Source organism: Cupriavidus sp. 01L415 (assembly GCF_056400065.1).
On sequence record NZ_JBFTSP010000022.1, the window covers coordinates 22,675 to 41,440 of the forward strand.

Annotated in this window: 16 protein-coding genes; all 16 read left to right on the top strand. The window is 66.8% G+C overall.

The genetic code is table 11. The features are described 5' to 3' along the window. Positions 1 to 54: 54 nt before the first annotated feature. The gene (gene coq7, locus AC1DOX_RS23595) at positions 55 to 678 is read left to right on the top strand and encodes a 2-polyprenyl-3-methyl-6-methoxy-1,4-benzoquinone monooxygenase (RefSeq protein WP_441621532.1); all 624 of its coding nucleotides are present in this window, start codon (positions 55 to 57) and stop codon (positions 676 to 678) included. 497 nt (positions 679 to 1,175) lie between these two features. After that, a complete protein-coding gene (mraZ, locus tag AC1DOX_RS23600) occupies positions 1,176 to 1,604 on the top strand; it encodes a division/cell wall cluster transcriptional repressor MraZ (RefSeq protein ID WP_092142021.1) in 429 nt (142 codons plus the stop codon). Positions 1,605 to 1,611: 7 nt separating this feature from the next. Continuing rightward, positions 1,612 to 2,595 (top strand): 16S rRNA (cytosine(1402)-N(4))-methyltransferase RsmH, encoded by a 984-nt coding sequence (gene rsmH / locus AC1DOX_RS23605; RefSeq protein WP_441621534.1) that lies wholly within the window; start codon positions 1,612 to 1,614, stop codon positions 2,593 to 2,595. Then, the gene (ftsL, locus tag AC1DOX_RS23610; protein ID WP_092142027.1) at positions 2,592 to 2,912 is read left to right on the top strand and encodes a cell division protein FtsL; all 321 of its coding nucleotides are present in this window, start codon (positions 2,592 to 2,594) and stop codon (positions 2,910 to 2,912) included. Before rsmH ends, ftsL begins: the two co-directional genes overlap by 4 nt. Next, a complete protein-coding gene (locus tag AC1DOX_RS23615) occupies positions 2,909 to 4,726 on the top strand; it encodes a peptidoglycan D,D-transpeptidase FtsI family protein (protein ID WP_092142030.1) in 1,818 nt (605 codons plus the stop codon). Before ftsL ends, AC1DOX_RS23615 begins: the two co-directional genes overlap by 4 nt. Next, positions 4,723 to 6,276 (top strand): UDP-N-acetylmuramoyl-L-alanyl-D-glutamate--2,6-diaminopimelate ligase, encoded by a 1,554-nt coding sequence (locus tag AC1DOX_RS23620; RefSeq protein ID WP_441621537.1) that lies wholly within the window; start codon positions 4,723 to 4,725, stop codon positions 6,274 to 6,276. The genes AC1DOX_RS23615 and AC1DOX_RS23620 overlap by 4 nt, the downstream gene beginning before the upstream one ends. Next, positions 6,273 to 7,682, top strand: coding sequence for a UDP-N-acetylmuramoyl-tripeptide--D-alanyl-D-alanine ligase (locus tag AC1DOX_RS23625; RefSeq protein ID WP_441621539.1), 1,410 nt, complete (start codon positions 6,273 to 6,275; stop codon positions 7,680 to 7,682). The genes AC1DOX_RS23620 and AC1DOX_RS23625 overlap by 4 nt, the downstream gene beginning before the upstream one ends. A gap of 15 nt (positions 7,683 to 7,697) precedes the next feature. Continuing rightward, a complete protein-coding gene (gene mraY / locus AC1DOX_RS23630) occupies positions 7,698 to 8,867 on the top strand; it encodes a phospho-N-acetylmuramoyl-pentapeptide-transferase (RefSeq protein ID WP_441621541.1) in 1,170 nt (389 codons plus the stop codon). 68 nt (positions 8,868 to 8,935) lie between these two features. Next, entirely contained in the window at positions 8,936 to 10,447 is a 1,512-nt protein-coding gene (gene murD, locus AC1DOX_RS23635) for a UDP-N-acetylmuramoyl-L-alanine--D-glutamate ligase (protein WP_441621543.1), read from the top strand. Beyond that, complete coding sequence (gene ftsW / locus AC1DOX_RS23640) at positions 10,444 to 11,685, top strand: putative lipid II flippase FtsW (protein ID WP_092142044.1); 1,242 nt, start codon at positions 10,444 to 10,446, stop codon at positions 11,683 to 11,685. The genes murD and ftsW overlap by 4 nt, the downstream gene beginning before the upstream one ends. Further along, positions 11,682 to 12,752 (top strand): undecaprenyldiphospho-muramoylpentapeptide beta-N-acetylglucosaminyltransferase, encoded by a 1,071-nt coding sequence (murG, locus tag AC1DOX_RS23645; RefSeq protein ID WP_441621545.1) that lies wholly within the window; start codon positions 11,682 to 11,684, stop codon positions 12,750 to 12,752. Before ftsW ends, murG begins: the two co-directional genes overlap by 4 nt. Positions 12,753 to 12,765: 13 nt before the next feature. Continuing rightward, complete coding sequence (murC, locus tag AC1DOX_RS23650) at positions 12,766 to 14,187, top strand: UDP-N-acetylmuramate--L-alanine ligase (protein ID WP_092142048.1); 1,422 nt, start codon at positions 12,766 to 12,768, stop codon at positions 14,185 to 14,187. Next, positions 14,184 to 15,167, top strand: coding sequence for a D-alanine--D-alanine ligase (locus tag AC1DOX_RS23655; protein WP_441621548.1), 984 nt, complete (start codon positions 14,184 to 14,186; stop codon positions 15,165 to 15,167). Before murC ends, AC1DOX_RS23655 begins: the two co-directional genes overlap by 4 nt. A gap of 44 nt (positions 15,168 to 15,211) precedes the next feature. Beyond that, positions 15,212 to 16,102 carry a cell division protein FtsQ/DivIB gene (locus AC1DOX_RS23660; protein ID WP_092142052.1) on the top strand — a complete coding sequence of 297 codons (891 nt, stop codon included), beginning with the start codon at positions 15,212 to 15,214 and terminating at the stop codon, positions 16,100 to 16,102. Further along, the gene (gene ftsA, locus AC1DOX_RS23665) at positions 16,099 to 17,331 is read left to right on the top strand and encodes a cell division protein FtsA (protein ID WP_477101518.1); all 1,233 of its coding nucleotides are present in this window, start codon (positions 16,099 to 16,101) and stop codon (positions 17,329 to 17,331) included. The genes AC1DOX_RS23660 and ftsA overlap by 4 nt, the downstream gene beginning before the upstream one ends. Positions 17,332 to 17,495: 164 nt before the next feature. Next, the gene (ftsZ, locus tag AC1DOX_RS23670; protein WP_092142056.1) at positions 17,496 to 18,686 is read left to right on the top strand and encodes a cell division protein FtsZ; all 1,191 of its coding nucleotides are present in this window, start codon (positions 17,496 to 17,498) and stop codon (positions 18,684 to 18,686) included. Positions 18,687 to 18,766 lie beyond the last annotated feature (80 nt).

An 18,766-nucleotide genomic window follows, 5' to 3' on the forward strand; every position in this document is an offset into this window, starting at 1 on the left:
TACCCCGTTGGTAGGGCACGCCGCCAGGCGCTACCCGCCTCTCCATAGACACACATGGACACACTGATTCGAGAATTCGATGTGGCACTGCGCGCCATCGCCGGCGCGACACGGCCCGACCGCGACAACCCCGCTGACAGGCTCGCGCCAGACACGGAACAAATGACCGCGGAAGAGCGCCGTCATGTGGCCGGGCTCATGCGCATCAACCATGTGGGCGAGGTCTGCGCCCAGGCGCTGTACCAGGCCCAGAAGCTGACGGCGCGCAGCGCGCCGGTGCGCGCCCAGATGGATGCCGCCGCGCGGGAGGAAGAAGACCACCTGGCCTGGTGTGCCGAGCGCCTGCGCGAACTCGGTTCCCGCCCGAGCCTGCTCAACCCGGTCTGGTACGCCGGCGCCTTTGCAATCGGCTGGCTGGCTGGCCGTACAGGTGATCGCGTGAGCCTGGGGTTTGTCGCCGAGACCGAGCGACAGGTGGAGCACCACCTCACCGGTCATCTGGACCAGCTGCCCGCTGCGGACGGCCGCTCGCGCGCAATCCTCGAACAGATGCGCGATGACGAGATCCGCCACGGCAATGCCGCGACCGATGCTGGCGGCTTGCCCCTGCCCGGCCCGGTGCGCGCGCTGATGCGCGCCGCGTCGCGCGTGATGACCACCACGGCCTATCGCATCTGAGACCAGGGTCCGGAAGGGCGGCGATGCGTGCGAACGCGTCGTCGCCCTTTGCGTTTCGACGCGCGTGTCTGGCACTGCTTCGCTCCCCTGTGGAAAACTGCCGCAAGCCCTTGTCCGGACGGCCCTGTTGGCAAAACGTTGTATCCTTCCCCACAGCGTGGAACTCTGTTCAATTCTCGCTGTCTGCAGTTCCCCTCCCAGCGGTTCTCAGGTGGTTTCTCTGCATTCCTCCATAAGATCTTCATTTCATTAGGGATTCACTTTCGTGGTGCGTGAAGTTGGCGCGCTAAGTCATTGTTCTGATTAAAAAAACCCCGTTTATCGCCCGATGGCGAGCCTTGACCCGCTAAAACGCTTCCTCTAAAGTGGGAAATAGTGTGAGGAAGTGTATTTTTGTGTGAAAAAGCGGCCCGGCTCTGCGATGATTCGCGGCAGGCGGGACAGGATGGATCGACCTGCCGCCAGGCCACGAGGCCAGCGGTAACCGGGGGGCGAGCTTGTTTCAGGGAGCATCGGCGCTGTCGCTTGATGCCAAGGGCCGGATGTCCATTCCGGCCAGGCACCGCGAGGCGCTGCAACAGCAGGCTGAGGGCCGGGTGACGCTGACCAAGCACCCGGATGGATGCCTGTTGCTCTTTCCCCGCCCCGAATGGGAGACCTTCCGCGGCCGCATTGCGGCATTGCCGATGGATGCCCACTGGTGGAAACGTATCTTCCTGGGCAACGCCGCCGACGTGGAAATGGACGGCGCAGGCCGTGTGCTGATCGCGCCGGAGCTGCGCAGTGCCGCCATGCTCGACAAGGAAGTCATGCTGCTCGGTATGGGCAGCCATTTCGAAGTCTGGGATGCCGCCACCTACGCCGCCAAGGAACAACAGGCGATGGCGCAAGGCATGCCGGAAGCATTGAAGAATTTCTCTTTCTGACGAGGTCATGACCCCTACCGGAACGCCGGGGACCACCGCCCTGCGCCATCGCACCGTGCTGCTGGACGAGGCCGTCGACGCCCTCGTCTGGCGGCCCGACGGCGCCTACGTGGACGGCACGTTCGGCAGGGGCGGGCACAGCCGGGCCGTGCTGGCCCGGTTGGGGCCAGCCGGCAGCCTGGTCGCGTTCGACAAGGATCCGGCAGCAATCGCAGAAGCGGGCACCATCAGGGATGCCCGCTTCTCCATTGAGCACGCGAGCTTTGGGGCCATGGCCGAACGTCTGGCCGGGCGGGGCCCCGTGGCGGGCGTACTGCTCGACCTGGGGATCAGCTCGCCCCAGATCGACGAGGCGGCGAGGGGGTTTTCCTTTCGTTTCGAGGGCCCGCTGGACATGCGCATGGACACCACGCGCGGCGTCACCGCCGCCGAGTGGCTGGCGCAGGCGGACGAGCAAGACATTGCCAGGGTGATACGAGACTATGGGGAAGAACGGTTTGCTGTACAGATTGCAAAGGCGATTGTTGCTCGCCGGCGCGAACCCGGCGATGGCGGAGCAATCGCCACTACTTCAGACCTTGCCGCGCTCGTGGCGAAAGCCGTCAAAACACGCGAGAAGGGTCAGGACCCTGCGACCCGCACCTTTCAGGCTCTACGGATTCACATCAATCAAGAGCTTGAGGACCTCGAAAGAGGCCTGAAGGCGGCGTACGAACTGCTGCAGGTCGGAGGCCGCCTCGTGGTGATCAGTTTTCACTCGCTCGAGGACCGCATCGTCAAGCGGTTCATGCAGGCGCACGCCCGCCCGCAGCAGGATGCTGATCCGGCGCTGCGCCGCGCCCCGCTGCGCGCGGCCGACCTGCCGCAACCCACAATGAAGCTGCTGGGCCGATACAAGCCCGGCGCCGAAGAGGTTGCCGAAAACCCGCGCGCGCGCTCCGCCGTCATGCGCGTCGCCGAAAAGCTGGCTCCCGGAGGGCAGCCCGCATGAACCGGCTGACCTTCTTCCTCCTGGCCGCACTGATTTTCTGCGCGCTCTCGCTGGTCGGCGCGCAGCACCAGGCACGCACGCTGTTCGTGGCGCTGGAGCGCGCGCAATCGGAGGAGAAGCAGCTCGATATCGACTGGTCGCGCCTGCAGTACCAGCAAAGCGCGCTCGGCAAGAGCGCGCGCATTGCCGATGCCGCCCGCAGCCAGTTGAAGATGTCCGCCGCGCTGGCGGGTCGCACGCAATACCTGCAGGGCGTGATCCTGCCGTCGAGCCCGCCCGATGCCCAGCATGGCGCCACGGGGGAGTCAGCCAAATGAGCATGGCCCGCCCGACCCTGAACCGTGCCCGAGCGGCCCGCACCTCGCGTGGCGAGGCCGCGCGCCCGCGCACCGGACAATTCTCGGCCAGCCCGGTCCTGGGCCTGCGCCTGCCGATGTGGCGTTCCAAGTTCGTGGTGTTCCTGATGTTCGCAGCGTTCGCGGCGCTGGCCGCCCGCGCGCTGTGGATCCAGGGCCCGGGCAACCAGTTCTATGAGATGGAGGGCAAGAAGCGCTTCCAGCGCACGCTGGAGCTGCCCGCCACGCGCGGCAAGATCCTCGATCGCAACGGCCTGGTGCTGGCCACCAGCCTGCCGGTCAAGGCAATCTGGGCCGTGCCGGAGGACGTGCCGAACGACGTCGAGCCGCAGCGCATCCGCCAGCTGGCCAAATTGCTGGACCTGTCCGAGAAGGAGCTGCGTGGCAAGCTGTCCGAGGACAAGAGCTTCGTTTACCTGAAGCGCCAGGTGCTGCCCGACGCCGCCGACAAGATCGCCGCGCTCAAGGTCGAGGGCGTGCACCAGACCCGCGAATACAAGCGCTTCTATCCGGAAGGCGAGGCGATGGCGCACATCGTCGGCTTCACCAATGTGGAAGACAAGGGCCAGGAAGGCGTGGAACTGGCGCGTGAGAGTGTGCTGGCCGGCCGCTCCGGTGCCCGGCAAGTGATCAAGGATCGTCTGGGCCGTGTGGTGGAGGACGTCGGTGTCCTCAAGACCCCGCGCGACGGCGAGGACATGCAGTTGTCGATCGACGCCAAGATCCAGTACCTGGCGTTCAACGAGCTCAAGGCCGTGGTCGAGCGGAGCAAGGCAAAGGCCGCCAGCGCCGTGGTGCTCGATGCCCAGACCGGCGAGGTGCTGGCGCTGGCCAACTGGCCCACCTACAACCCGAACGACCGCTCCCGCCTGTCCGGCGAGCAGCTGCGCAACCGCGTGCTGACCGATACGTTTGAACCCGGCTCGATGATGAAGCCGATCACGATCGGCCTCGCCCTGCAACTGGGCCGCGTGACGCCGTCCACCGTGGTGACCACGACCGGCAAATACAACTTCGAAGGCGCGACGATCTCCGACACGCACAACTACGGCGCGCTGACCGTCGGCGGCGTGATCCAGAAGTCGAGCAACATCGGCACGACCAAGATTGCCATGCTGATGAAGCCGCAGGAAATGTGGGACATGTTCACCAGCGTGGGCCTGGGCCAGGCGCCGAAGATCGGTTTCCCCGGTGCCGTGGCGGGCCGCGTGCGACCGTTCAAGAGCTGGCGCCCGATCGAGCAGGCGACGATGTCCTACGGCTACGGCCTGTCCGTGTCGCTGTTCCAGGTGGCTCACGCCTACACGATCTTCGCCCATGACGGCGAGCTGATCCCGGTATCGATGTTCAAGACCACCGGCCCGGCGACGGGCGAGCGCATTCTCTCGCCGCAGGTGGCGCGCGACGTGCGCGGGATGCTGGAAACCGTGACGGCACCGGGCGGCACCGCGCCGGAAGCGCAGGTCATGGGCTACCGCGTCGGCGGCAAGACCGGCACGGCCTACAAACACGTGGGCCGCGGCTACGACCGTTCCAAGTACCGCGCATCGTTCATCGGCCTGGCGCCGATGTCCAACCCGCGCGTGATCGTAGCCGTCAGCGTGGACGAGCCGACCTCCGGCAGCCACTACGGCGGCGCGGTGGCCGGCCCGGCCTTCGCGGCCATCACCGGCGGCGCGCTGCGCGCGCTCAACGTCCAGCCGGATTCGCCGATCCGCCAGCTGATGGTGACGGATAAGGTTCAGGAAAGCGAGCCCTGGAGCGCCACGCCATGACGGCCAAGCCATTGCTCCCCATCGAAATCTCCGCCCAGGCCAGCAACGCGCTGGCCTGGCTGCGTACGCACGTCCCCGCCACGGCGCGGCTGACGGGCGATACGCGCCGCCTGCGGCCGGGCGATGTGTTCTTCGCCTACGTGCTCGGCAACGACCGGCTGGCTACCGATGGCCGCCCGCATATCGACAAGGCGCTTGCCGCGGGCGCATCAGCCATTGTCTATGAGGCTGACGGGTTTGCATGGCATCACGGCGATGCGGTGCCGCATCTGGCGGTTTCGCGCCTGCACGAACTGGCGGGGCCGATCGCCGCTGGCTGGCACCAGAACACCGCGCGAGACCTGACCGTGACCGGCATCACCGGCACCAATGGCAAGACCTCGTGCGCGCAATGGCTGGCCCGCCTGCTGCAGGCGACCGGCACGCCGTGCGCGACGATCGGCACGCTGGGCACCGGCTTCCCGGATGCGCTCCAGCACACCGGTTTCACTACCCCCGACGCCGTCCAGTTGCAGGCCAGCCTGGCCGACCTGAACGACGCCGGCGCGCGTGCCGTGGCGATGGAAGTGTCCTCGCACGGCCTTGAACAGGGCCGAGTGGCCGGCACCGGTTTTGCGGTGGCCGCGCTGACCAACCTGACGCAGGATCACCTGGACTACCACGGCACCATGGCCGAGTACGAGGCCGCCAAGGCGCGCCTGTTCCGGTGGGAGGGCCTGCGCGCCGCCGTGATCAATCGCGACGACGCGATGGGGCGCCGCCTGCTAGCCACCAACGCCGCCGCAGTGAGCGCGCCGCGCATCATCGAATATGGCATCGACGGCAAAGCCGGCGCGTCAGTCGGCGGCACACGAGGCCAATGGCTGCGCGCCACCAATGTGCGCGCGACGGCCAGCGGCACCGCATTCCACATCGACGGCAGCTTCGGCGCGGCGGACATGACCACGCCGATGATCGGCGCCTTCAACGTCAGCAACCTGCTGGCCGTGCTGGGTGCGGCGCTGGCCCAGGGCGTCGAATGGGATGCCGCCATCGCCGCACTGCGCAACCTGACGCCGGTCGATGGCCGCATGGAACTGTTCGGTGGCCACGACGCGCCGCTGGCGGTGGTCGACTACGCCCACACGCCGGATGCACTGGCGCAGACGCTGGCCGCACTGCGCCCCGTGGCCGAGGCCCGCCAGGGCCGCCTCTGGTGCGTGTTTGGCTGCGGCGGTGACCGCGATGCCACCAAGCGCCCGCTGATGGGCGGCGTGGCCGAGCGTCTGGCGGATGACCTCATCCTGACCAGCGACAACCCGCGAAGCGAAGATCCGCGCGACATCCTCGAGGCCATCGCCGACGGCATGAAAGACCGTGCCCGCGCCCGCCTGATAGAGGATCGCGCCGCCGCCATCCTCTATGCCATCAAGCACGCGGCTCCGGCCGATGTGGTGCTGGTAGCCGGCAAGGGGCACGAAGCCACGCAGGAGATTCACGGCAAGAAGCGTCCGTTCTCCGATCGCGAGCATGTGCGCCTGACGCTGGGCGCACGGGGGGTGTCGGCATGAACCCAAAGACGATGACGACTCTGCAGCAAGCCGCCGGCTGGATGGCCGGCGCCCGTATTACCGGCGATGCCGCGCGCGCATTCTCGCGTGTACATACCGACAGCCGCACCGTCGAGCCCGGCGACCTGTTCGTCGCGCTCACGGGCGAGCGTTTCGACGCCCACGATTTCCTGGCCGATGTGGTCGCGCGCAGCGCGGCCGCTGTGCTGATCAGCCGCGAATCGGCCATCGGCAGCCTCGATGTGCCGGCCATCATCGTGCCGGATACCCGCATCGGGCTGGGCGAGCTCGGCGCCGGCTGGCGCCGCCAGTTCACGCCGCCCACGGTGGCCGTGACCGGCAGCAATGGCAAGACCACGGTCAAGGAAATGATCGCGGCGATCTTTGCCGCGGCGGTGGGGGAGGGTGATCGCCTGGCCACCGGCGGCAACCTGAACAACGACATTGGCCTGCCGCTGACGGTGCTGCGCCTGCGCGCGCATCACAAGCTGGCGGTGCTGGAACTCGGCATGAACCACCCGGGCGAGACGGTCTATCTGGCCGGCATCGCCCAGCCGACGGTGGCCGTGATCACCAACGCCCAGCGCGAGCATCAGGAATTCATGGTCAGCGTCGAGGCGGTGGCCCATGAGCACGCGAGCGCCATTGCCGCGCTGCCCGCCGATGGCGTGGCGGTGTTCCCGGTGGACGGCGAGAGCGGAGGCCAGCATGCGCCGATCTGGCGCCAGGCCGCGGCCGGCCGGCGTGTGCTGTCATTCGGCACCGATGCGTCGGCCGACGTAGGCGCGACGATTTCGCTCGATGATGGCGTGCAGGTGCTTCACGTGTCCGCGCCGGGCCTGGCGTTCGACCTGCGCCTGCAACTGCTGGGTGCGCACAACGTGCGCAATGCACTGGCTGCGACCGCTTGCGCGCTGGCGGCGGGTGTCGAGGTGGCCGCGATCCAGGCCGGCATCGCCGGCTTCACGGCGGTCAAGGGCCGCCTGCAGGTCAAGCACACGCCAGGCGGCACGGTGGTGATCGACGATACGTACAACGCCAATCCGGATTCCATGCGCGCCGCGATCGACGTGCTGGCCGGGTTTGCCGCGCCGCGCCTGCTGGTGCTGGGCGACATGGGCGAGGTGGGCGACCAGGGCCCGGCCTTCCACACCGAGATCGGTGCCTACGCGCGCATGCGCGGCATCGAGGCGATGTGGGCAACCGGTGAACTGGCGCAGCACGCGGTGCAGGCCTACGGTTCGACGGCGCGGCATTTCGCCAGCGTCGAGGACCTGACGCAGGCGCTGCGGCAAGACAACGAGGGCGCGGTGGCCGGTGCGGCGGCCGTGCTGGTGAAGGGATCGCGCTTCATGCGCATGGAACGGATCGTGGATGCGCTTGTCGCAACACCTTCCGCTCGCTAACGAATAAGACACACGATGTTATTGGCTCTGGCCCAGTGGCTGCAAAACGATTACAGCTTCCTGCGGGTCGTCAACTACCTGACCTTCCGCGCGGTGATGGCCAACCTCACCGCGCTGGTGATCGGACTCGGGTTTGGCCCGTGGGTGATCCGCCGGCTGACCGAACTGAAGATCGGCCAGGCCGTGCGCACGATCGGCCCGCAGACGCACCTGGTGAAGTCCGGCACGCCCACCATGGGTGGCGTGCTGGTCCTGATTTCCATCGCCATTTCCACGCTGCTCTGGTGCGACTGGGGCAATCGCTTTATCTGGGTGGTGATGTTGGTCACGCTGGGCTACGGCGCCATCGGCTGGGTGGATGACTACCGCAAGGTGGTCTACCGGGACCCACGCGGCATGTCGAGCCGCGAAAAGTTTTTCTGGCAGACGCTGATCGGCCTGGTGGCCGCGGTCTACCTGGCCTTCTCGGTGTCCGAAGCCAGCAACGTGCGGGTGTGGAGCCTGTTCCTGAGCTGGATCGAAGGTGGGATGTGGGCCGACGTGCCGTACAAGACCAACCTGATCGTGCCCTTCTTCAAGGAAGTGAGCTATCCGCTGGGCGTGGCCGGATTCATCGTGCTGACCTACCTGGTGATCGTGGGCTCGAGCAACGCGGTGAATCTGACCGATGGCCTGGATGGCCTGGTGATCATGCCCGTGGTGCTGGTGGGCGGGGGCCTGGGCGTGTTCGCGTACGTGATGGGCAGTTCGGTGTACAGCCGTTACCTGCTGTTCCCGCACATCCCGGGCGCCGGCGAGCTGCTGATCTTCTGCTCGGCGATGGCCGGCGCGGGGCTGGCGTTCCTCTGGTTCAACGCGCATCCGGCCAGGGTGTTCATGGGCGACGTGGGCGCGCTGGCGCTGGGCGGCGCGCTCGGCACGGTCGCGGTGATCGTGCGGCAGGAAATCGTGCTGTTCGTGATGGGCGGCATCTTCGTGGTGGAGACGCTGTCGGTGATGCTGCAGGTGACCTGGTTCAAGTTCACCAAGCGGCGCTATGGAGAAGGCCGGCGGCTGTTCCGCATGGCCCCGCTGCATCACCACTTCGAGCTGAGCGGATGGAAGGAAACGCAGGTCACCGTGCGGTTCTGGATCATCACCATGCTGCTGGTGCTGATCGGGCTGTCATCGCTGAAGCTGCGCTGACCGGGGCGAGCGAACGCTCTCTATATAGATACACAGGCATCAACAAGACCATAGGGCAGGAAATCGAAGTGTTTGGCGCGTTGCAAAAACCTCATGTGCTGGTACTGGGCCTCGGCGAATCGGGGCTGGCCATGGCACGCTGGTGCGGCCTGAACGGCTGCCGCGTGCGCGTGGCCGACACGCGCGAGGCGCCCGCCAACCTGGCCCTGCTGCAGGCCGAGCTTCCGGCGGCCCGGTTCGTGGGCGCGCCGTTTGCCGACAGCCTGCTCGACGATATCGGCTTGGTGGCGATCAGCCCCGGCCTGTCCCCGCTGGAAGCGGGCACCCGGGCGCTGCTGGACGCCGCCCAGGCGCGCGGCATTCCCGTGTGGGGCGAGATCGAACTGTTTGCCCAGGCGCTGGGCTACCTGGAAGCCACCTCCGGCTACGCGCCGCGCGTGCTGGCGATCACCGGCACCAACGGCAAGACCACCACCACCGCGCTGACGGGGCGGCTGGTCGAGCGTGCCGGCAAGACCGTCGCCGTGGCGGGCAACATCAGCCCGTCCGCGCTGGACAAGCTATCCGCGTGCATCGCCACCGCCACGCTGCCGGACGTCTGGGTGCTGGAGCTGTCCAGTTTCCAGCTGGAAACCACGCACTCGCTGGCGCCGCATGCCGCCACCGTGCTCAACGTGACCCAGGACCACCTGGACTGGCACGGCAGCATGGAAGCCTACGCCGCGTCCAAGGCGCGCGTATTCGGCCCGGCGGACAAGGCGTGCGTGCAGGTGCTCAATCGCAATGATCGCCTGACGATGGACATGGCGCGCCCGGGCACGCAGCCGGTGACGTTCGGCACGGATCTGCCGGAGATGCCGGGCAGCTATGGCGTGCTGCGCGAAGGCGGCATGCCCTGGCTGGTGCTGGCCGAGCCGGACAGCGAGTCCGACGGCGAACCCAAGCCGCGCCGCCGCAAGGGTGCCGACGTAGCCACGGAGGCCGTGGCGGTGCGCCACAAGCGCCTGATGCCTGCCGATGCCTTGCATATTCGCGGCATGCACAACGCGACCAATGCGATGGCCGCGCTGGCGCTGTGCCGTGCGATCGACCTGCCGCTGAACGCGCTGCTGCATGGCCTGCGCGAGTATCGCGGCGAGCCGCATCGCGTGGAGTGGGTGGCGACGATCGATGAGGTCGAGTATTTCGACGACAGCAAGGGCACCAACGTGGGCGCCACCGTGGCCGCGCTGTCCGGGCTGGACAAGCGCGTGGTCCTGATTGCCGGTGGCGAAGGCAAGGGCCAGGACTTCTCGCCTCTGGCGGCGCCGGTGGCCCAGTATGCACGCGCCGTGCTGCTGATCGGCAAGGATGCCGACGCCTTGCGCGCCGCGCTGGAGGGCACTGGTACGCAACTGGTCGACGCCGCCACGCTGGAAGAGGCCGTCAACAAGTCGGCCAGTCTGGCGGAAGCCGGCGATGTCGTGCTGCTGTCACCGGCCTGCGCCAGTCTCGATATGTTCCGCAACTACGTCCATCGCGCGGAAGTGTTTCGTAGCGCGGTGGAAGAACTCGCCCTGTCCCGGGGGATCCTGCCATGAGCGACGCACCGGCCAAGCGCAGCGGTTTCATCGGCGCCACCATCGGCAATGCCTGGGGTGGCCTGCGTGACGCGGTGTCGGGCGTCAAGCCGACCCGTTCCCGCATGATGGAGTACGACCAGCCCCTGCTCTGGGTGGCGATCGTGCTGCTGGCGCTCGGCCTGGTGATGGTCTATTCGGCATCGATCGCGCTGCCGGATTCGCCGCGCTACGCCAACTATCGCGAAAGCCACTTCCTGGTGCGCCATGCGTTTGCGCTATTCATCGGGCTGTCGGCCGGGCTGGTGGCGTTCCAGATTCCCGTCAAGGTCTGGGATCGGTACGCGCCGAAGCTGTTCATCTTCGCGCTGGTGTTGCTGGTGCTCGTGCTGGTGCCGTTCGTCGGCAAGGGCGTGAATGGCGCGCGGCGCTGGATTCCGCTCGGCGTCATGAACTTCCAGCCCTCGGAGCTGATGAAGCTGGCCGTGGTGCTGTACGCCGCCAACTACACGGTGCGCAAGCAGGAATGGATGCAGACGGTGTCCAAGGGTTTCCTGCCGATGGGCGTGGCCGTGGTTGTGGTGGGCATGCTGCTGCTGCTGGAGCCGGACATGGGCGCGTTCCTGGTGATTGCTGCCGTGGCCATGGGTATCCTGTTCCTGGGGGGCATCAACGGCAAGCTGTTTGCCGGGCTGGTCGGGGTGGCGGTGGGCGCGTTCGCGCTGCTGATCACGGCGTCGCCCTGGCGTCGCGAGCGGATTTTCGCGTACCTGAATCCCTGGGAAGAGAGCAACGCGCTGGGCAAGGCCTACCAGCTAACGCATTCGCTGATCGCGTTCGGGCGTGGCGAATGGACGGGGGTCGGCCTGGGCGGCAGCATCGAAAAGCTGCACTACCTGCCGGAAGCGCACACCGACTTCATCCTGGCCGTGATCGGCGAGGAATTCGGTTTCATCGGCGTGCTGGTGATGATCGTCCTGTTCTACTGGCTGGTCCGACGCGCGTTCAACATCGGCCGCACCGCGCTGCAACTCGATCGCACGTTCGCGGGGCTGGTCGCCAAGGGCATTGGCGTGTGGATTGGCTGGCAGACCTTCATCAACATGGGTGTGAACCTGGGCCTGCTGCCCACCAAGGGGCTGACTTTGCCGCTGGTGAGCTACGGCGGATCGGGGATCCTGATGAACTGCGTGGGGCTGGCCATCGTGCTTCGCATTGACTACGAGAACAGAGTGATGATGCGCGGAGGGAAGGTATGAGCTTGCCGCGCACGCTGCTCGTCATGGCTGGCGGCACCGGGGGCCATGTGTTCCCGGGGCTGGCGGTCGCGCACGCGTTGCGCGACGCGGGCTGGCGCGTGGTCTGGCTGGGCAACCGTACCGGCATGGAGGCCACGCTGGTGCCGAAGCACGACATCCCGATGGAGTACATCCAGTTCGGCGGGCTGCGTGGCAAGGGCCTGGTGACCAAGCTGCTGCTGCCCCTGAACCTGCTGCGTGCGTTCTGGCAGAGCATCGGCGCGTTGCGCCGCGTGCGGCCGGACGTGGTGCTGGGCATGGGCGGCTATATCACCTTCCCGGCCGGGATGATGGCGTCGCTGCTTGGCCGGCCGCTGGTGCTGCACGAGCAGAACTCGATCGCCGGCCTGGCCAACAAGGTGCTGGCCAAGGTTGCCGACCGCGTGCTCTGCGCATTCCCGGACACGCTACCGAACAGCGAATGGACCGGTAATCCGGTGCGCGAGGAACTGGCGCACATGCCGGCGCCCGAGTCGCGCTACGACGATCGCACCGGCCCGCTGCGCGTGCTGGTGGTGGGCGGCAGCCTGGGTGCGGCGGCGCTGAACGACGTGGTGCCGAAGGCCATCGCGCTGCTGCCCGAAGGCGAGCGCCCGGTCGTGAAGCATCAGGCGGGCGCCAAGCAGATCGACACGCTGCGGGCCAACTATGCCGCGGCGGGCGTGGCCGGCGAGACCGTGCCATTCATCGACGACATGGCGGCGGCCTATGCCGAAGCCGACCTGGTCATCTGCCGCGCCGGCGCGATGACGGTATCCGAAGTGGCGGCCGCCGGCGTGGCGGCGCTGTTCGTACCGTTTCCGCACGCGGTGGACGACCACCAGACCACCAACGCGAAGTTCCTGTCGAAGCAGGGTGCCGCGTTGCTGGTGCAACAAAACGAGCTGACCGCGCAGGGACTGGCTCAAACGCTGTCAAGCCTGTCGCGGCCGCAACTGAAGGACATGGCGCGCGCTGCGCGCAGCCTGGCCAAACCGGAGGCAACCCGGCGCGTCGCCGAGATTTGCCGCCAGATGGCGGGCGACTGAAACAACGAATTCAATGAAACACATCGTCAAGAACATCCACTTCGTAGGCATCGGGGGCGCCGGCATGAGCGGCATCGCCGAGGTCCTGCTGAACCTGGGCTACAAGGTCTCGGGCTCCGACGTCGGCAGCAATGCCGCCACGCGGCGCCTGGCCTCGCTCGGCGCGCGCGTGGCCCACGGCCATGACGCCGCCAACGTCGAGGGCGCCAACGCCGTGGTGGTCTCCACCGCGGTCACCAACGACAACCCCGAAGTGCTGGCCGCCCGCGCCCGCCGCATCCCCGTGGTGCCGCGCGCGGTGATGCTGGCCGAACTGATGCGCCTGAAGCAGGGCGTGGCCATCGCCGGCACGCACGGCAAGACCACCACCACCAGCCTGGTGGCGTCCGTATTGGCCGAAGGCGGGCTCGAYCCGACCTTCGTGATCGGTGGACGGCTGAACTCGGCCGGTGCCAACGCGCGGCTGGGCACGGGCGATTTCATCGTGGCCGAGGCGGACGAATCGGATGCGTCGTTCCTGAACCTGTTCCCGGTGATGGAAGTCATCACCAACATCGACGCGGACCACATGGACACCTACGGGCATGACTTTGCCCGGCTCAAGCAGGCGTTCGTGGAGTTCACCCAGCGCCTGCCGTTCTATGGCATTGCCGTGCTGTGCGTCGATGACCCGAACGTGCGCGAGATCCTGCCGTTCGTGTCCAAGCCGGTGGTGCGCTACGGCTTTGCAGAAGATGCCCAGGTGCGCGCCATCAATCCGCGTGCCGTGGACGGCCAGATGCATTTCACGGTCCTGCGCCAGCTCAACGGCCACGCCGAGCCGCCACTGGACGTGGTGCTGAACCTGCCGGGCTTGCACAACGTGCAGAACGCGCTGGCCGCCATCGCCATCGCCACCGAACTGGAGGTGCCGGACGCCGCCATCGTCAAGGCGCTGCGGGAGTTCCATGGCGTGGGCCGCCGCTTCCAGCGCTATGGCGAGGTGGCGACGAGCGATGGCAAGGGTACGTTCACGCTGGTCGACGACTACGGCCACCATCCGGTGGAGATGGCCGCCACGCTGTCCGCCGCACGCGGCGCGTTCCCGGACCGCCGGCTGGTGCTGGCGTTCCAGCCGCACCGCTATACGCGGACGCGGGATTGCTTCGAGGACTTCGTCAAGGTGCTCGGCACCGTCGACGCGCTGTTGCTCGCCGAGGTCTATGCCGCTGGCGAAGCGCCGATCGTGGCTGCCGATGGCCGCGCGATGACCCGTGCGCTGCGCGTGGCGAACAAGGTGGAACCCGTTTTTGTGGAGCAGATCGAGGATATGCCTCAGGCCATCCTGAATGCCGTGCGGCCCGGCGACGTGGTCGTGACCATGGGCGCCGGCACGATCGGCGGGGTGCCAGGACAACTGGTCTCGCACCAGCAACAGGCAGGAGGCCAGGCATGAGCTTCGTCGCCCATCCCAATATCGATCCGAAATCGCTGGGCAAGGTTGGCGTGCTGCTGGGCGGCCGCTCGGCCGAGCGCGAAATCTCGCTGCTCTCCGGCAATGGCGTGCTTGCCGCGCTGAAGTCGCGCGGCGTGGATGCGCACCCGTTCGATCCGGGCCTGCAGTCGGTGGCGGAACTGGCCGCCGCGAAGTTCGACCGCGTCTTTATCGCGCTGCACGGCCGCTATGGCGAGGATGGCACGATCCAGGGCCTGCTGGAGCAACTCGGCGTGCCCTACACGGGAAGCGGGGTGCTGCCGTCCGCGCTGGCCATGGACAAGCAGGCCACCAAGCGGCTGTGGATGACCCACGGCCTGCCCACGCCGCGCTTTGCCATGCTGCACGCGGATACCGACTTTGCCGCCGTGGTCGTGGACCTGGGCCTGCCGCTGATTGTCAAGCCGGCGCGCGAGGGATCGTCGATCGGCCTGACCAAGGTCACTGCCGCCGACCAGATGCGAGCCGCTTTCGAGCGCGCTGCCGCGCTCGATAACGACGTCATCGCCGAGTCGTTCATCGACGGCGCCGAGTTGACTTGCCCCGTTGTGGGGGAGGGTCCGACGGCCGAAGCGCTGCCCGTTATCAAGATTGTCGCGCCCGAGTCGAACTACGACTATCAAAATAAGTACTTTACTGACGATACCCAATACCTGTGCCCCTCAACTTTGCCTGAAGCACTGGAACAGGAAGTGCGCGCGTTGGCGGTGGAGGCATTCCGGGTGCTGGGATGCCGCGGCTGGGCCCGCGCAGACGTGATGCTGACCCGCGACGGCAAGCCTTACCTGCTGGAAATGAATACGTCCCCGGGCATGACCGGCCATTCGCTGGTGCCGATGGCGGCGCGGGCGGTGGGCATCAGCTACGAGGACTTTGTCATGCAGGTGGTGGCCCAGGCCACGCTGGACCTGCATCCGAACGAGCACTGGAAGCCCGAATAACGCAGCAATAACCGGAACCGGCCTGACCGCCCCGACCTGACGACATGTGGCATAACGCGCGCCTGCTCAACCTCATCGCCTCAGCGCTCTACGCGCTGGTGGCGCTGATGGCGCTCGCTGCCGGCCTGCTGTGGCTGGCCCAGCGGCCGGTGTTCGCCATTACCCATGTCGACCTGACGTCGATGGGCGGCGAGCCGCTGCGGCACGTCAACGGCCCGAGCGTGCGGGCCAACGCGCTGGGCAAGCTGTCGGGCAATTTCTTCACGCTGGACCTGAATGCGGCGCGGCAGGCGTTCGAGTCGGTGCCGTGGGTGCGCCACGCCAGCGTACGCCGCGAATGGCCGAACGGCCTGGCGGTGGAAGTCGAAGAGCATGAAGCCCTTGGCACCTGGGGCAGCACGGACGGCGGACGGCTGATCAACACCTATGGCGAGGTGTTCGTGGCCAACACCGCCGAAGCCGAAGAGGATGCCCAGCTGCTGGCGCTGGACGGACCGCCGGACAGCGAGGAGGACGTGGTCGAGAAGCTGGAGATCATGCGCGAGTGGTTCCGCCCGCTGAAGGTCGAGCCGCTGGCCGTGGCGTTGTCGTCCCGCTATGCATGGCGGGCGAAGTTGTCGAACGGCATGGTCATCGAACTCGGTCGCGAACAGACGGACGAGGACAGGGCTGCCATGGAGGCGCGGGTCAAGCGCTTCGTGGCGGCGTGGCCGCAGGTGACGGAGCAATGGGGCAAGCAGGTCGAGTACGCGGACCTGCGCTACCCCAACGGCTTTTCCATCCGCGCAGCCAATGTGCGATTCCTGACCGATGCCCAGGCTGCCGCGGCAGCGAAGGCAGCGGCCAAGGCAGTTACCCCCCAGGCGGCTTCGGCCGGCAATACCAACAACAATCCGACGCGACTCAAGAGCAAGAACGCGGAGAAAACCCGATGAGCAAGGAATACAAGGACTTACTGGTCGGTCTCGACATCGGCACCTCGAAGGTGGCGGCGGTGGTCGCGGAACTGCGCCCCGACGGCAGCTACGAAGTGATCGGGATGGGCCAGTCCGAGTCCAAGGGTCTGAAGAAGGGGGTCGTGGTCAATATCGAGGCCACCGTGCAGTCCATCCAGCGCGCGCTCGAAGAAGCCGAGCTGATGGCGGACTGCAAGATCGCCGAGGTCTTCACCGGCATCGCCGGCAGCCACATTCGCAGCTTCAACTCCAGCGGCATGGTGGCAATCAAGGACAAGGAGGTCACGCAGACGGATGTGGCCCGGGTGATCGAGACCGCCAAGGCGGTCAACATCCCGACCGACCAGCAGATCCTGCACATCCTCACGCAGGAATTCATCATCGACGGCCAGGAAGATGTGCGCGAGCCGATCGGCATGAGCGGCATCCGCCTGGAGGTCAAGGTCCACATCGTCACGGGCGCGGTCAGCGCGGCGCAGAACATCGTCAAGTGCGTGCGCCGCTGTGGCCTGGAGGTGCACGACCTGATCCTGCAGCCGCTGGCTTCGAGCCTGGCGGTGCTGACCGAAGACGAGAAGGAACTGGGCGTGGTGCTGGTCGATATCGGTGGTGGCACCACCGACATCGCCATCTTCAGCGAAGGCGCGATCCGGCATACGGCCGTGATTCCCATCGCCGGGGACCAGATCACCAACGACATCGCGATGGCGCTGCGCACGCCGACGCCCGATGCCGAGGACATCAAGATCCAGTACGGCATCGCCAAACAGGCGATTGCGGACCCGGAAGACATGATCGAAGTGCCGGGCGTGGGCGATCGCGGCACGCGCACGCTGTCCCGCCAGGCGCTGGCCGCCGTGATCGAGCCGCGCATCGAGGAACTGTATTCGCTGGTGCACCAGGTGGTGCGTGAATCCGGCTACGAGGAACTGCTGTCGTCCGGCGTGGTGATCACCGGCGGCACGGCCATGATGCCGGGCATGGTGGAGCTGGGCGAGGACATTTTCCTGAAGCCCGTGCGCGTGGGCGTGCCCGAATATCGCGGCAACCTGCACGAGGTGGTGAAGAGCCCGCGCTACTCCACCGTGATGGGCCTGCTGCTGGAAGGCCGCGTGCAACGCATGCGTGGCCGCAAGGTGGCCGTGCAGAGTGGCTCCGTCAAGCAGGTGTGGACGCGCATGAAGGAATGGTTTGTCGGCAACTTCTGATGCCGTGGCAGGTCAGGCTTGTTGATATCCGCCATGCGCCGCGGTCAGCGGATCGCGCGATGGCACGTTGAGCAGGTTTCTTATTGTTGGTTTCTTGTTCAGGAACCAAGGGTTGCGGCGGGGAGGCTGCAGCGTTTGGGGACTGATTCTTCTCGGAGGCAGTGATGGACTTTGACATGATCGAAACGGAGATGCAGGACGGCACCATCATCAAGGTGGTGGGCGTGGGCGGCGCGGGCGGCAACGCCGTGCAGCACATGATCAGCCGTGGCGTCCAGGGCGTGGAATTCATCTGCATGAACACCGATGCCCAGGCGCTCAAGCGCTCCTCGGCATCGCGCGTGCTGCAGCTTGGCAACACTGGCCTTGGCGCCGGCGCCAAGCCGGAAGTCGGCCGCAACTGCGCCGAGCAGGCTCGCGAGCAGATCGCCGATTCCCTGCGTGGTGCGCACATGGTCTTCATCACTGCCGGCATGGGCGGCGGCACCGGCACCGGCGCCGCGCCGATCGTGGCGCAGGTGGCCAAAGAAATGGGCATCCTTACCGTGGGCGTGGTCAGCAAGCCGTTCGAATTCGAAGGCGCACGCCGTGCCAAGGTGGCCGAACATGGCTCGAGCGAGCTTGAGTCGTCGGTGGACTCGCTGATCGTCGTGCTCAACGAGAAGCTGTTCGAGGTCATGGGCGACGACGCCGAGATGGACAAGTGCTTCCAGTGCGCCGATGACGTGCTGCACAACGCCGTGGCCGGCATCGCCGAAATCATCAATGTGGACGGTCTGGTGAACGTCGACTTCGAAGACGTGAAGACGGTGATGGGCGAGCAGGGCAAGGCCATGATGGGCACGGCGACCGTGTCCGGCGTGGATCGCGCCCGCCTGGCCGCAGAGCAGGCCGTGGCCAGCCCGCTGCTAGAAGGCGTGGACCTGTCCGGCGCGCGTGGCGTGCTGGTCAACATCACGGCCAGCCGTTCGCTGAAGCTGTCGGAGACCAAGGAAGTCATGAACACCATCCGCAGCTACGCCGCGGAGGATGCGACCGTGATTTTCGGTACGGTGTACGATGACTCGATGAGCGATGCGCTGCGCGTGACCGTGGTGGCCACGGGCCTGGGCCGTTCGGCCAAGAAGCAGCAGCCGATGACGCTGCTGAAGACTGGCACGGACAACATCCCGGTGCAGATGATGGGCGGGATGACCGCGGCTCCGGCGCATGCGACCCCGGACTACAGCGGCCTGGACACGCCGGCGGTATGGCGCAGCTCGCGGGAATCGGCATCCGCCCACGTGGCGGCGCTGCAAGAAAAGGGTGTGGACACGTACGACATCCCGGCCTTCCTGCGCAAGCAGGCAGACTGAGTTGGGCCCCGGCAGGGCGGCGGCAGCGGCCGCACGCCTGGCAGGTTGTCCAAGGTCCTTTCGGCGACGCCTGAGCGCTC

Excerpts from the sequence above, each read along its gene's own strand:
- coq7 (WP_441621532.1), top strand. The coding sequence starts at position 55 with ATGGACACACTGATTCGAGAATTCGATGTGGCACTGCGCGCCATCGCC.
- rsmH (WP_441621534.1), top strand. The coding sequence starts at position 1,612 with ATGACCCCTACCGGAACGCCGGGGACCACCGCCCTGCGCCATCGCACC.
- ftsL (WP_092142027.1), top strand. The coding sequence starts at position 2,592 with ATGAACCGGCTGACCTTCTTCCTCCTGGCCGCACTGATTTTCTGCGCG.
- AC1DOX_RS23615 (WP_092142030.1), top strand. The coding sequence starts at position 2,909 with ATGAGCATGGCCCGCCCGACCCTGAACCGTGCCCGAGCGGCCCGCACC.
- AC1DOX_RS23620 (WP_441621537.1), top strand. The coding sequence starts at position 4,723 with ATGACGGCCAAGCCATTGCTCCCCATCGAAATCTCCGCCCAGGCCAGC.
- AC1DOX_RS23625 (WP_441621539.1), top strand. The coding sequence starts at position 6,273 with ATGAACCCAAAGACGATGACGACTCTGCAGCAAGCCGCCGGCTGGATG.
- mraY (WP_441621541.1), top strand. The coding sequence starts at position 7,698 with ATGTTATTGGCTCTGGCCCAGTGGCTGCAAAACGATTACAGCTTCCTG.
- ftsW (WP_092142044.1), top strand. The coding sequence starts at position 10,444 with ATGAGCGACGCACCGGCCAAGCGCAGCGGTTTCATCGGCGCCACCATC.
- murG (WP_441621545.1), top strand. The coding sequence starts at position 11,682 with ATGAGCTTGCCGCGCACGCTGCTCGTCATGGCTGGCGGCACCGGGGGC.
- AC1DOX_RS23655 (WP_441621548.1), top strand. The coding sequence starts at position 14,184 with ATGAGCTTCGTCGCCCATCCCAATATCGATCCGAAATCGCTGGGCAAG.
- AC1DOX_RS23660 (WP_092142052.1), top strand. The coding sequence starts at position 15,212 with ATGTGGCATAACGCGCGCCTGCTCAACCTCATCGCCTCAGCGCTCTAC.
- ftsA (WP_477101518.1), top strand. The coding sequence starts at position 16,099 with ATGAGCAAGGAATACAAGGACTTACTGGTCGGTCTCGACATCGGCACC.
- ftsZ (WP_092142056.1), top strand. The coding sequence starts at position 17,496 with ATGGACTTTGACATGATCGAAACGGAGATGCAGGACGGCACCATCATC.